Origin of the sequence: Algoriphagus sp. (genome assembly GCF_024642405.1) — a bacterium.
GTDB lineage: Bacteria > Bacteroidota > Bacteroidia > Cytophagales > Cyclobacteriaceae > Algoriphagus.
Genome location: NZ_JAHEBC010000094.1, coordinates 1 through 13,540, shown reverse-complemented (window position 1 = coordinate 13,540; position 13,540 = coordinate 1). Strand labels below are relative to the sequence as shown.

Sequence of the window (13,540 nt, the reverse complement as noted above, 5' to 3'; positions counted from 1 at the left end):
ATTCTTCTTTCTGCTAAATCAACTTATCAATCGTACTGGAGCTGGTTGATCATAGCTACATTCCCTATTATACTTTCATTAATTGGTTATTTCTTAAGTGCAGTTCTGAAAGGATCCACCATAAACCAACAAAAACAGCGACAACTAATCATCCTTTGGATTGTATTTGCTTCCTTAGAATTCCTGTTTATCAAAAAACAAGCTGCATTTCAATTGGTTATTTTCATACCTGGTTGCACTTATTTGATAACCCAATTCTTTCTTCATGTGAGAAGAGGAATTATTCCAAAACTTAGTTTTTATCTTTTAATTTTCGGGTTGCCGGCTTTTGCATGGTGGTATTGGCAAAACCATGTGGACAATGCACAATATTTCGTTTCTGATCAGATCAACCCTACTTTTCAAGGTAAAAGTATTATGATTTTGGGGCCAAACATTTCTGATTATCAAAATTCAATATTAGGTGGTCCATTTTTAAATTATCAACTAAGTAAAACCTATCTCGACCAAGAAAGGGATTTGCCAGAAAAAGCCCAGCTTTATCAAATGCTCCAAAACCAACAACCTGAAATAATCATAGATCAGGAAGGACAGTTCCAATCCATATTAAATGATTTTCCAGAACTTAGTAGACATTATAAGCTTCAAAAGAAAGGAGTATTTATTTTAAATTAGAATGGTAGATATTTGACTTTCAGTATGATATAGGGTATTTTTACATACCCTTTTTTTTATTCCTGTTTTTCAATAAATCAATTTTTTATGAGTATGATTTTAAAGATATCGGATCCTTGTTCTTTGATTGAAAAGAACCTAATCCGAGAGAATATTCAAATCAACAATCCACCGAATTCTAATAAATATCGGTTGCTAAAAATATGGATCAAGAACTTTGATCCGCAAGGAAATGAGCTTAGGAAATTGCGGATTATTCCAACACAGGTTTCATTCTTTTTTTCATTAAAAAGTAGGGTAGTTAATTATATCAAAAAAAATAAATCCCTTAGCTAATCTAAGTCCCAAAAAGAAAGAGATGCAGCTTTTAGCTGAATTTTTTCTAAAAAGAAAACCGGATAAATCCGATTATCAAAATTTAAAATTTTTAACTCCCTAAAATCATGGAAAGTCATCATATTATCAGCAAAAACACTTTACTATCGAAAGGTTTACAGCGATACCTTGAGATCAATAGTTTTGAGGCAAATGTCGATTTAATAAGCTGGGAGGACGTAAATAAGCAAAAATCTTCAATTTTTAAGAACGGTCAATATATTTGGATTGACGTAATTAATGAAATCAAATGGGTTTTAGATTTATGCCATAAGATTCTCCAAAAACAACCTAATTTGAAAGTATTTGTATTTGGGGAATTTAAAGATCTTCGAAACATCAAATCTCTTTTGAAAACGGGAATCAGCGGTTATTTTTTACCCAATTGCTGTATTGAAAGTCTGAAGGAGGCAATACATAAGGGAACCTCAAAAAAGCCTTTTGTTGATCCTCAAATGAGCGATATTTTAATGGAAAACCTGCTCGAATCGAACACTTCCTCATCAAAAAAGAAGTTAACAAAAAGAGAAAAGCAGATTCTTCAATTGATCGTAGAGGAATACACTACTCATGAAATTGCAAACAAATTATTCATTAGTTCTTGTACTGTAGAAACCCATCGATTGCATTTGATCCAAAAAATGGGAGTAAGAAATACAGCAGGTCTGGTTAGAGAGGCTATATGTGCAAATCTGGTTTACTAATATCCATGAATACCTTGAGTTTTTAAAATCCATGAATTCAAGGACTTTTATCCAAGAAATATTTCTGAACTTGAATCCTTAGATCCCCTTCACTATCAAGGTAATAACTGAGATAGAATTTTGTCATATATATATTTTTAGCCCTTAGATTTTCTAGCATGATAGATCAAGTTTTAAGTGCGGTTGTAGGATTAGTAAATGACCAAATAGGCAATGTTGAGCCTGAAGTCATCCTTGGAAACTTGTCTTTATTAGATTCATCTCAACAAGGTGCAGAATCTAATATAACAGACAGGGTGGTAGTTTCTGTGATCAATATCCAAGAGGAGAGTAGCTTAAGAAACAACCCAGCAAATAAGCAGATTTATGACACTGTGGGGCTACCCAGAGGGGTTTCTAGAAATCCGGGAATTTACTTAAACGTTTTTGTTCTTATTGGTGCAAATAAAGAACAATATAATATTGGCCTTCAAAGGATATCACAAGTTATCTCCTTCTTTCAGGCAAATTCAATTTTTACAGAAACACATATTCCTGGGCTTACAAATTTTGGGTTGGATAAAATTCTTTTTGAACTCTACTCTACCAGTTTTGAAGAGCTAAATCAGCTATGGGGAATCATGGGAGGGAAATATATTCCTTCTGTTGTCTATAAAATGAGGTTAGCCTATTTCAGTAGTATAGATGAAGGAATGGAAATCCCTCTGGTTAAATCAATCGAATCTCAATTCGGAAATAAGCCAATTTAACCATGGATAGAATCGTCAACAAGTTTGAGAAATTATTTTCCATCAGGTTTTCCCATGATGCATTTCCATTTTCTGCATCTACAGGTGGCTTTTTAACTCCAAATATTAAAATAGAGACAGATCCGACTACGAACGCTCTATTTAAAAAACATAGTATTCAATACCTATGGAGAAATGACACTTTAATCTGTTTTATTAGGATCAGGACTGACGAAGATTCTCCTTTTTTCCGTTTACCGAATAATTTCAATGCTAGATTTTTCATTAACCTGTCTGATCCGATAAAAGATAAAACCGGAGTTGCTTTAGCACATGGGAAAGAAAATATCTATCGTTTTAGGATTAATGTAAGAGCATCTGCGAATTCGATGAATTTGGCCGGAGCAACACTAGGTCCTTTGGCTTCGCAAGAACCTATCAAAGTTTTTAATCCTGGGAACCCAGGAAATTGGACCACCACCATCAAAAATCTATCGGGACACTTTGGTGTAATCGATATAGTGACAGAAGGGTCAAGTACGCATAGGCTATATACTGACGTCACTAATCAGCACTTATTTTATACAACCGCAAATGGTAATGAAAATGAACATCTGTTCACGATTCATTTAAATAACTGAATATAAAAAGAAACAAAAAAAATCCTTTCCAATGTCACAAATCAATGAATCCGCTATCAAGACACCGGGAGTCTATATTAATGAAATCCCGCTCTTCCCACCTTCTGTGGCCCAAGTCGAAACTGCCATTCCTGCTTTTATCGGATACACGCAGAAGGCCATTAATGAAATTGGCGAATCACTAGAAAACGTACCCACCAAAATATTTTCCCTGAAGGAATATGAAACCTATTTCGGAAAAGCTGAAAATGAGGCAGGAATAAGTTTAACCGTAGTAAGAGAAACCCTGGCCGCAGACGCGACTATTGCTAATCCCTCGCCATTCACCATGTATTACAATCTCCGGATGTATTTTATCAATGGAGGAGGGCCTTGTTATATAATTTCAATTGGTAGCACTTCAGACACTCCAGATCCTGCAGATTATGATGATGGCTTATTGGCTTGCGAAGCTGAAGATGAACCAACCATTATTTTATTTCCAGATGCTATCAACACGCTCAACAGTGGAGATTATTTTACATTAATTTCAACTGCTATTGATCAGTGTGCCCTTTTACAAGATCGTTTTACCCTATTGGATGTTCATACTCCTGGCACTAACAATACAACGACTATAAGTGATTTTAGAACTGCATTTACTAAAAATGACAGTCTCAATTATGCCGCAGTTTATTATCCCTACCTCAAAACAACTTTTGATTTCGAATATGCGGAATCTGATGTTGATGTAGTGATAAATACAGCAGGAGTAGATGAAGCTGCTGTGACCCTTGACACTTTACGCAATACTGAGACGGGTATTTATAACGCTTGTTTGGCAAAAATCAGGGAAAAGTTAAGTCCAACACTTCCTCCTTCATCGGCAATGGCGGGTGTATATGCTAAAGTAGATGCGTCAAGAGGCGTATGGAAAGCTCCAGCAAATGTATCATTAAATGCTGTCTATGACCTTACTGCAAAAATCAGCGAAGCTGAACAAGGCAGTATGAACATAGATCCCACCTCCGGAAAATCAGTCAACGCAATCCGAATGTTCCAAGGCAAAGGATATTTGGTTTGGGGAGCAAGAACCTTGGCAGGAAATGATAATGAATGGAGATACATCAATGTCAGAAGGTTTTTCATCATGGTAGAAGAGTCCTCCAAAAAAGCAACAATGCAATTCGTATTTGAGCCTAACGATGCGAATACCTGGGTTAAACTAAGAGCTATGCTTGAGAATTACCTGACACTTCTTTGGAGACAAGGTGCATTGGCTGGAGCTAAACCCGAGCATGCTTTTTATGTAAGATGTGGACTGGGTCAAACAATGACTGCACAAGATATCCTGGAAGGAAGGCTAATCGTCGAAATCGGTATGGCAGCAGTTCGACCAGCAGAATTTATTATCCTAAGATTCTCCCACAAAATGCAGGAGTCTTAACGATTATTTCTAAAAATTTTAAATCAAAAATATCATGGCTAATTATCCTCTTCCAAAATTCCATTTCCAAGTTGATTGGGGTGGAACAAAAATCGGATTTACTGAAGTGACAGGTCTAGAAGTGACCATCGAACCTATTGAGTATCGTGATGGGGCAAGTCCTGAATACTCTAAAATCAAAATGCCAGGAATGCAGAGCTTTTCCAATATCACGCTGAAGCGTGGCATTTTCAAAAGTGATAATGAATTCTATTTATGGTGGAATACTGTGGCTTTAAATACTATTGAAAGAAGAGATTTAATAATATCTCTATTAGATGAATCCCATGCGCCAGTAGTCGTTTGGAAAGTTAAAAATGCGTGGCCAATCAAAGTTCAATCAACTGATTTGAATAGTACAGGCAACGAAACTGCCATTGAAACAATGGAAGTAGCACATGAAGGTCTTACCATAGCAAACGAATAATTATGTTTTCTTATCCACCAGTAGGTTTTCATTTTTCTGTGGTTTTCCAATTATTCCCACAAACCCCTAATGATTTTAGATTTCAGGAGGTCAGTGGATTGGATATTGAAATGCAAATGGAAACTATTATTGAAGGAGGACAAAACCGATTCGTTTGGGAATTACCAGTCAGAGCAAAATATACAGACCTAGTTTTGAAAAGGGGGATGTTTATAGGTTCAGGGATTTTGATGTGGTGCAAAAATGCATTCGAAAACTTTGTCTTTGAGCCTGTAAATGTCATCATAAGCTTGCTTAATGAAAAACACATCCCTATTCAGTCTTGGTATGTGGTAAATGCTATTCCGAAAAAGTGGTCTGTCTCCAGTTTTAATGCGGAACAAAATTCAATAGTAATAGAATCCATTACGCTGAGTTACCAATACTTTAACATCATTAGCCTGGATTCTGCTATTTCAATGGCTGGGAGCATTGGTGCCTCTGGTAGTATTGGAATTTAACAAATGAAATATGCCCATAGAAATAAGAGAACTTCAGATAAAAGCGGCAATTGGGAATAGTAAAACTGAATCCAGTACCCAGAAATCAAATCCTGCAGACTTTGACCAAATCAAACAAGAAATTGTAAAAGAGGTCACTGAAAATGTTTTGAGAGCAATCCAGTTAAAATTTGAAAGGTGATGTTAGAATTAAGCCAAAAAGCTGAAAAATTATACGTACAAGCCTATCGGGATGCAGAATTTCAAGATCAGGTTTCGGGGAATAAATTCAATGCCCTGATAAACCCTGCTAGCTATAGCGTTTCCTACAAGTTTGAGTTTGATGATACTCAGGCACCAGGAACTTCTGGAGCAAATATGAAATTCAACAGGATTCTTCCAGGGGATTTCAATTTCGACTTTTTGTTTGATGGAACTGGGGTCGTCAAAGACATGTCAGTGTTAAGTTTAGGGATAGCTAATCCTTTTGAAAAGCCCGGTACTGTTACTGAACAAATTGAGGATTTTAAGCGAAAAATCATTGATTATCAGTCTGATAAGCACCGCCCATATTATTTAAAAATTCATTGGGGAGAGCTTCTTTTTAAAGGAGTTCTCAAGCAGATGGATATTGAATACAAGGTTTTTGCTCCAGATGGCAAACCTATAAGAGCGATCGCAAAATGCCAGTTTGTAGAAAGTATTGCTGATGTAGAGAGGGCCGCATTAGAAAACAAAGAAAGCCCTGACATTACGCATGAACGGATTTTTGGTGGATCAGATAGATTGGATTTGATGACGGAAAAAATTTACGAAAAGGACACCTATTATATCCAAGTAGCTGAATTCAATTCCTTAGACAGTTTCAGAAAAATTGATTCCGGAACTAAGATATATTTCCCTCCATTAGCCAAATAAAAAATGATATCCACTGAGAACAGGGAACTTGTCACTTCGAAAATCCTAATTGGGGATGGCCCATTTGCCATACCTGATCAGGAAGTTTCTGGACAGATCCAAATCCTTGAAATTGCTGTTCACTTGGAATTGAATAAAATCCCCTATGCCACAATCAAAATGGCGGACGGTTCAGCAGCTGATTCGGATTTTGAAATTAGTAATAGTGGAGAATTTGCTTTGGGTAAAAGTATAGAAATCCAACTTGGATTCAATACGGATGATACAGCTGTATTTAGGGGAATCATTATCGCAAACTCACATATTGTTTCTTCCAACAGATCAACCCTTCAGCTCACCTGTAAACAGGAATCTGTAAAAATGACAGTGACTCCCAGAAGCAGACACTTTAATGATTTAATGGATAATGAAGTTGTAGAGCAAATTTTAAATGAAAACGGAATTACAGATACTGATATTTCATCATTTGGAAGCGTTCATGAGCAATTACTTCAAGCCAATGTCAGTGATTGGGATTTTCTTTTAGGAAGAATCGACTCAAATGGAATGGCCTGTTTTATTGATGGTAGCCAATTTAAGGTAATGAAGCCAGATCCATCCATGGATTCAGTTCATACCTTGACTTATGGGACAAATATCATTTCTATTAGATCAGAATCAGACATCCGATCCCAGTCAACAGCAGTAAAAGCTTTTTCTTGGGACTTTGCCAATCAGTCTGTTCTTGAGGCGGAAGGTACGGGTTTAGAGTCGGCCTCTCCAGGAAATATTCAAGAGTCCACTATTGCTGAAATAAACGGGCAAGAATTTGAAATTAGAACCTCAGGAAAGATTTCGAATGAAGCTTTGCAAAGTCTTGCAGATTCCAAAAAACAAAAGCAATCCTTATCCAAAATAAAAGGCAAGGTTTCCTTTTTAGGAACTTCGGAGATAAAACCCGGAGACTGGGTTACTCTAGAAGGTATTGGTGAACAATTTAGTGGAAAAGCATTTGTCAGTTCGATTGATCATGAAATAAGACAAGGTAACTGGGTCACCGAGGCTACTTTGGGTTGGGAAGAAGATTTTTTTACTGAAAAATTCAATAGCTCATCAATCAGTGCCTCAGCAGGACAATTTTCCAGAATTCAAGGATTACACATCGGCATAGTGACTGATATTATGGATCCCTTGGGAGAAGGTAGAGTTAAAGTAAAACTGCCTCTAGTCAATCCTAATGATGCTGGAATTTTTGCCAGAGTAGCCACTTTGGACGCAGGAGATAACAGAGGAACATTTTTCAGACCTGAAATCGATGATGAAGTAATTATTGGATTTATTAATGATGATCCTTCACATCCTGTAATTCTGGGAATGGTGCACAGTAGTGCCAAACCGTCGCCAATTGAACCAGAAGATTCGAACGATAAAAAAGGATATGTATCAAGGTCTGAAATCAAAATTACCATTCATGATGGAGATAAAAGTATTGTCATTGAGACCCCTGGAGAGAGAAAGTTTACTATGGATGACAACGCTGGAATTATTCAGGTAGAGGATGCTTCAGGAAATGTTATGACAATGGATGATAGCGGGATAGTCTTAGATTCTCCAATGGAAATAACCCTAAAGGCTGGGACAAAAATTAGTTTCGCAGCCCCAGAGATAGCCATAAAAGCCGATATGAAAATTAGTGCAGAGGCATCTGCTGGACTAAGCCTTAAGAGCAATGGGTCAACAGATCTTGAAGGGTCTATGGTAAATATTAAAGGAAGTCTTGTCCAAATAAATTAAAAAAGAATGCCATTAGCAGCTAGAATTTCTGACATGCATACCTGTCCAATGTTGACTCCTGGGGGGACTCCTCATGTGGGAGGTCCTATTTTACCGGCAGGAGAACCAACAGTCTTAATCGGTGGATTACCTGCTGCAAGGCTTGGGGATTTAGCAACGTGCGCCGGTCCACCTGATACAATTATTACCGGTTCTTCGTCAGTTATGATAGGAGGAATGCCAGCTGCTAGGATGGGAGATTCTACTTCCCATGGAGGTGTGATTATAATTGGCTGTCCCACAGTAATGATAGGAGGATAATACAATGGAAAATATAAACAAATCATTTTTAGGTAGAGGTTGGAGCTTCCCTCCCGAGTTTGATAATGAAGGGGCAAAAACCAAAATGCTTATCGATGAAAAAGATATCCAAAGCAGCCTTGAAATACTGCTTTCTACAAAAAGAGGTGAGAGAGTGATGCGATCAGATTACGGCTGTGATCTTCATGAGTTAGTATTTGAACCTTTAACTACCACCTTCAAAACATATATAACAGATTTGATAAAGACCTCCATTTTGTATCATGAACCAAGGATTGAGGTAGAAAGGATAGATTTAAATGATACCGGTGAATTAGAAGGAAGAATTCTTATTACTATTTCTTATAAAGTCAGGACCACAAATTCGAGATACAATTTTGTATTTCCCTTTTACAAAACTGAGGGCAGTGAATTGAAATAAAGAAATATGGCTTGCAATGACAAAAACCCATTGACCCGAGAAGGAGTAGACAGGTTGACTAGAAAGCTACTCGCGCTCCCTCCCACTTTTGCCAAAGTGGATGATAGGTCTATGGCGGATATGATACTTTTTGCAAAAAAATATTCCTCATATCTCAAATACAAAGACTTAAATAATGAAGATAAGGGGACTTGGGAGCCATTGATGAAAATGGATATTTCGGTGGTTTTGGCTGTTCTTTTAGCCCTAGACCTCATCCAACTTTCAGATTACATCAAACTTCTTCGCAAAAAAACCAAGCTTGCTATCACATCTGAAGACGATTCAGAAGCAGGCTTACAATTCAAGTTCCTTTTCGATTTGATTTATTCTTTGGCATCAATAATTGATGAGCAGTGCCATTTGCTAAGTGGTGAACCTGAATACCAAAAAAATATTCAATCAATAATCAGTACCAAATTAAATACTCCTTTTTCCAGATTATCAAATTTCCGAACTGAACAATTGTCCTTGATTTCAACTTCAAATCAAACCGACCCTTCGGCTCCGATTATTACCATTGATTCAAATTCACCACTTTCATTAAAGTTTTTTTCACCTACCACGCAAGGATTGAATATTACCGTTCCTGGGTCTTCCACCAGTGAAAAAATAAGTCATATCATCAATCATAATATCTTTAATAATCAAATAACAGTTTTTCTCGGAGGTTTATCTTCGATCCTTTTCGATGCTAAAGACTTACTTGAAAACTCTCTCAATTCATATTCCCAGCATGAACCTCATTATGGGCTTTTTCTATCTTTTCTTAAACTCTTCAATGCAGCTCAAGAGAGTCTCAATAATTACAGTAAAAGACACCTGGATTTTTACTATAAAGATGTTTTAAGGCTTAAAAATAAAAAACCAATTCCGGATCAAGTTCATTTGACATTTGAACTACAAAAGCATATTCAGCAACATCAACTTAAAAAAGGTACTCTTTTAAAAGGGGGAAAAGATATCAATGGAAAAGAGATGAGCTATAGTCTTTCTGAGGATGTTGTTTTCAATCAAGCTGTTGTCAATGAAATAAAAGCCTTTCAAATCCATAATAAAAATCTACTCGCTTTCCCAGTTGTGAATAGTGCAGATGGCAAAGGAGAAAAGTTTGAAGGAGACGACAAAAGCTGGTTTGCTTTTGGGGACAAAAAATCCGAACCCACCAATGAAGCAGGCTTTGCAATTGCCTCAAACTTACTTTTTCTAAAAGAAGGAGAACGGACAATTTCTATAACAGTACAATTTACCAATCCTCTGAAATCAAAGTCTCCGTTTTCCATTATAGGGTATCAAAAAATCATCCCTTTCGAGATCAACTTGACAGGAGAAAAAGATTGGATCATAAAAAATGTAGATGCAAAATATACTGAAAAACAAAAGAACCTAGTATTTGAATTTTCGCTGGGAGTAGAAGAACCCCCAATTCTACCATATTTAGAAAAAACTCATAAGAAAAACATAAAGACTGCTTTACCCCTGCTTATGGCCAATTTTGACCAGGAGAATAGCAATATGTGGTATGCGGATTTGATGAATAACCCCATCGCCTCAATCAAGCTTGCGGTAGACGTAATAGGAGTTAAAGATTTAGCTCTGAGTAGTGATGGAGGTTCTATAGATGCATCTAAGCCTTTCAAACCTTTCGGTGATTTCCCCAAATTAAACGCAGGTTTTTACATTGGTTCAAAAGAGATTTTCCAGAAAAAATTAGATTCTTTAAAAGTAAATTTTCCAATATCCGACCCAATCACCTGCCAATATCTTCATGGGAATTCTTGGGATTCTTATCCTATTACTAAGGATAGCCAAGCCTATTTAGTCCAAAAAAATTCAGATGGTAATTTATTGAAAACCTCCACTATGGATTTTGGAGCTAATACATTTCTCCAAGCTACTTCTTTTGAAGGTTTCTTGAGGTTCCGTTTAAATACCTCCACCTATTCTTTGGATAGTTACATGTCAGACGTAAACAAAGCGCTGGACAATGTTAAAATAAATTCCCAACAAGGCAGTGCAATAGTCAATGTGAGGGCTGCTAAATCCACTCCTCCTCCTTCTGAACTCACGGCTGAAATTGGACCATTAGAGATGGGCATCAAGGATATAAGTGATATCAACGCAATAAAAGGTTTGAGTACAGTAACAGGGAATTCTGTTCCAGTTCCCAAAGAATTGATTTCAGAATCATTTTCTATTGATTATTCAGCCTCAGAAACCATTCCTACGGAAGGTTTAAATACCAAACATACCTTCTTTCATTTGACCCCTTTTGGATATTATAAGCCGATTTCAAATGAAAATCTTTCTTTGATTCCACGGTTTGATCAAAAAGGAGAATTATTAATTGGAATTTCAAAATCAGAATTACCTGTTACCATAAATATCCTTTTTCTTCTCGCCGAAGGAAGTTCCAATCCATTAAAAAATGAAGAAACTGTTTATTGGTCCTATCTGGATAGCAAGGAAGAATGGCAGGATTTTGAATCCAACAAAGTGATTGATGGTACGATTAATCTAACTAGGACCGGCATAGTTACATTAAGCTTTCCTAAAGAAGCGGGAAAATCTCATACGGCCTTGACTACTGATTTAATTTGGTTAAGGGTTTCTGTCTCTGATAATATGGATGCAGTCTGCAAAATCATTGATATCAAAGCACAGGCTGCATTGGCTGAATTAGTTCAAGTTGAATCTGAAAACATTGAATTTCGAAGCGTTCTACCAGCGGGGACTATTAGTAAATTAGTTCGTTCTGATAGTGCCATCAAAACTATTAATCAGCCCGCCGATTCCGTTGGGGGAAGAGAACGAGAGTCTGATGAAAACCAATACCAGCGGGTAAGCGAGCGGCTTAGGCATAAGGATCGGGCTGTTACCATGTGGGATTTTGAACATTTGATTTTGGAGGAATTTCCCTCGATTTATCAAGTTAAGTGTCTAAACCATACTGGTTTTTATGAAAAAAATGGGGAGCAGGTTTTTTGTGAAAATTACCCAGGGAATATCACTGTCATCTGTATACCTGACCTAAAAAATAAGACCAATATCAATCCTCTTACCCCTTATACCCCGATTGGTACCTTGACAGATATTGATCTTTTCTTGGACAAAATAAAAAATCCTTTTTCAACTCTACATGTGGTAAATCCAAAGTTTGAAGAGGTTCAACTTGAATTTGAAGTCCATTTCCATGACCATATGGATGAAGTATTTTATCGAAACCTATTAGACATGGAGATTGAAAAATTTCTATGCCCCTGGGCTTGGGATAATAACCAAAAAATCAACTTTGGAGGCAAAATCACGAAATCAACCCTTATCAATTTTGTTGAAGAAAGGCCTTATGTAGATTTTTTAAGTTGCTTCAAGCTAAATCATATCATTCGAGACAATGAAGGAAATGTTTCTCTTTACAATTATGATGTGGAGGAAATCGTGGCTTCTTCATCCAGATCGGTTCTGGTTTCACATTATGATGAATCTAACCTTAGTACACCAAGACATATCATTCAAGTAATCCAAACATGTGACTGCTGATGAAAACCTCTCCGACCATACCCAAAAACCCCACTCTAGTCCATTCCTTGGACTATGAGAGACTGCGTAGGGAAGGATTGGAATATATCGAGTCCCTTTCAAGCGATATCTGGACAGATTACAACTCCCACGATCCAGGGATTACTATTTTGGAAGCTCTTTGCTATGCCATTACCGAATTAGGCTACAGAATTAATTTTGAAATTAAGGATCATCTCACAGAAGCTACTGGCCAGACATTTTTTACAGCCAGAGAAATATTGACTTCTGCCCCTTTGACAATCACCGATTACAGAAAATTGCTGAACGATATTCCCGGGATCAATAATGCTTGGTTATTCACAGATGGAAAACAAGAAGTACCCATCTACCTAAATTGCGAAGAGGATATTCTCCAATATCCAGCTACCAAAGAACCTCTTCTATTGAAAGGATTATATACTGTGTTATTGGATCTATCTGTTGATTTGGAATTAGGAGATATGAATTCAGGGGATATTGTTTTGGAAAATATCGCTTTCCCTTTTTCACCAGCTCAAAATATGGAAGCGGGAGAATTCCATGTAAAATTTGAATTCCCAAGTATAAATCAAGTAAATAAAAGAATTCTTACAAATGAATTCACTGGCTTTACATTAGATAAAAACCCAAGTATACTTTGGGCTTATACCTATAAAATTGAATTGACAGATGGTGAAGTTATTGACTTGCCATTTAGAGTAAGTATTCCTAAAAATCCTTCAAAAGGAAAAATACTGGATAGTCATATAGAATTAATGCTTCAAGACAGTGATTTCGCAGAGCTTGTCTTGGATACTTACCTAGATAAATTATCAAAGGCGAATCAAGTAATTAAAAACTGTATCAAAGTCCTTCACGAAAATAGAAACCTTTGCGAGGATTTTATCAGTGTTCAGCCAATTGATTCTGAAGAAATAGCCTTTTGCTTTGATGTGGAGGTTAGCCCCGAAATTGACATAGAAAAGATTCAGGCTGAGATTTATTATACCATAGAAAACTACCTGAATCCCCCAATTACTTTTTATACGCTGGGT

Annotated in this window: 12 protein-coding genes and 2 pseudogenes; all 14 read left to right on the top strand. The window is 36.7% G+C overall.

Translation table 11 applies throughout. The features are described from left to right. Positions 1 to 675 (top strand): annotated as a pseudogene (locus tag Q0L68_RS09270) (hypothetical protein); the annotation flags it as partial. 443 nt (positions 676 to 1,118) lie between these two features. Continuing rightward, complete coding sequence (locus Q0L68_RS09265) at positions 1,119 to 1,754, top strand: response regulator transcription factor (RefSeq protein ID WP_296702039.1); 636 nt, start codon at positions 1,119 to 1,121, stop codon at positions 1,752 to 1,754. Positions 1,755 to 1,912: 158 nt separating this feature from the next. Next, positions 1,913 to 2,503 carry a DUF4255 domain-containing protein gene (locus tag Q0L68_RS09260; RefSeq protein ID WP_296702037.1) on the top strand — a complete coding sequence of 197 codons (591 nt, stop codon included), beginning with the start codon at positions 1,913 to 1,915 and terminating at the stop codon, positions 2,501 to 2,503. 2 nt (positions 2,504 to 2,505) lie between these two features. Further along, positions 2,506 to 3,123: a hypothetical protein gene (locus Q0L68_RS09255; protein WP_296702032.1), complete on the top strand. Its 618-nt coding sequence runs from the start codon at positions 2,506 to 2,508 to the stop codon at positions 3,121 to 3,123. A gap of 31 nt (positions 3,124 to 3,154) precedes the next feature. After that, a complete protein-coding gene (locus Q0L68_RS09250) occupies positions 3,155 to 4,549 on the top strand; it encodes a phage tail sheath C-terminal domain-containing protein (protein WP_296702029.1) in 1,395 nt (464 codons plus the stop codon). Between the two features lie 34 nt (positions 4,550 to 4,583). After that, positions 4,584 to 5,015, top strand: a complete 432-nt coding sequence (locus tag Q0L68_RS09245) for a phage tail protein (protein WP_296702026.1) — start codon at positions 4,584 to 4,586, stop codon at positions 5,013 to 5,015. Between the two features lie 2 nt (positions 5,016 to 5,017). Next, positions 5,018 to 5,515, top strand: a complete 498-nt coding sequence (locus Q0L68_RS09240; RefSeq protein WP_296702022.1) for a phage tail protein — start codon at positions 5,018 to 5,020, stop codon at positions 5,513 to 5,515. Positions 5,516 to 5,525: 10 nt separating this feature from the next. After that, a complete protein-coding gene (locus Q0L68_RS09235) occupies positions 5,526 to 5,696 on the top strand; it encodes a DUF5908 family protein (RefSeq protein ID WP_296702019.1) in 171 nt (56 codons plus the stop codon). After that, positions 5,696 to 6,412, top strand: coding sequence for a LysM peptidoglycan-binding domain-containing protein (locus Q0L68_RS09230; protein WP_296702016.1), 717 nt, complete (start codon positions 5,696 to 5,698; stop codon positions 6,410 to 6,412). Before Q0L68_RS09235 ends, Q0L68_RS09230 begins: the two co-directional genes overlap by 1 nt. A gap of 3 nt (positions 6,413 to 6,415) precedes the next feature. Further along, the gene (gene vgrG / locus Q0L68_RS09225) at positions 6,416 to 8,185 is read left to right on the top strand and encodes a type VI secretion system tip protein VgrG (RefSeq protein ID WP_296702013.1); all 1,770 of its coding nucleotides are present in this window, start codon (positions 6,416 to 6,418) and stop codon (positions 8,183 to 8,185) included. Between the two features lie 6 nt (positions 8,186 to 8,191). Next, positions 8,192 to 8,485: a PAAR domain-containing protein gene (locus Q0L68_RS09220; protein ID WP_296702010.1), complete on the top strand. Its 294-nt coding sequence runs from the start codon at positions 8,192 to 8,194 to the stop codon at positions 8,483 to 8,485. A gap of 4 nt (positions 8,486 to 8,489) precedes the next feature. Then, the gene (locus Q0L68_RS09215) at positions 8,490 to 8,906 is read left to right on the top strand and encodes a GPW/gp25 family protein (protein WP_296702006.1); all 417 of its coding nucleotides are present in this window, start codon (positions 8,490 to 8,492) and stop codon (positions 8,904 to 8,906) included. A 6-nt stretch (positions 8,907 to 8,912) separates the two neighbouring features. Further along, positions 8,913 to 12,485: a hypothetical protein gene (locus Q0L68_RS09210; RefSeq protein WP_296702004.1), complete on the top strand. Its 3,573-nt coding sequence runs from the start codon at positions 8,913 to 8,915 to the stop codon at positions 12,483 to 12,485. After that, positions 12,485 to 13,540 (top strand): annotated as a pseudogene (locus tag Q0L68_RS09205) (hypothetical protein); the annotation flags it as partial. The gene Q0L68_RS09210 and the pseudogene Q0L68_RS09205, both read left to right, overlap by 1 nt.

Coding starts and splice junctions, on each gene's coding strand:
- Q0L68_RS09265 (WP_296702039.1), top strand. CDS start 1,119: ATGGAAAGTCATCATATTATCAGCAAAAACACTTTACTATCGAAAGGT.
- Q0L68_RS09260 (WP_296702037.1), top strand. CDS start 1,913: ATGATAGATCAAGTTTTAAGTGCGGTTGTAGGATTAGTAAATGACCAA.
- Q0L68_RS09255 (WP_296702032.1), top strand. CDS start 2,506: ATGGATAGAATCGTCAACAAGTTTGAGAAATTATTTTCCATCAGGTTT.
- Q0L68_RS09250 (WP_296702029.1), top strand. CDS start 3,155: ATGTCACAAATCAATGAATCCGCTATCAAGACACCGGGAGTCTATATT.
- Q0L68_RS09245 (WP_296702026.1), top strand. CDS start 4,584: ATGGCTAATTATCCTCTTCCAAAATTCCATTTCCAAGTTGATTGGGGT.
- Q0L68_RS09240 (WP_296702022.1), top strand. CDS start 5,018: ATGTTTTCTTATCCACCAGTAGGTTTTCATTTTTCTGTGGTTTTCCAA.
- Q0L68_RS09235 (WP_296702019.1), top strand. CDS start 5,526: ATGCCCATAGAAATAAGAGAACTTCAGATAAAAGCGGCAATTGGGAAT.
- Q0L68_RS09230 (WP_296702016.1), top strand. CDS start 5,696: ATGTTAGAATTAAGCCAAAAAGCTGAAAAATTATACGTACAAGCCTAT.
- vgrG (WP_296702013.1), top strand. CDS start 6,416: ATGATATCCACTGAGAACAGGGAACTTGTCACTTCGAAAATCCTAATT.
- Q0L68_RS09220 (WP_296702010.1), top strand. CDS start 8,192: ATGCCATTAGCAGCTAGAATTTCTGACATGCATACCTGTCCAATGTTG.
- Q0L68_RS09215 (WP_296702006.1), top strand. CDS start 8,490: ATGGAAAATATAAACAAATCATTTTTAGGTAGAGGTTGGAGCTTCCCT.
- Q0L68_RS09210 (WP_296702004.1), top strand. CDS start 8,913: ATGGCTTGCAATGACAAAAACCCATTGACCCGAGAAGGAGTAGACAGG.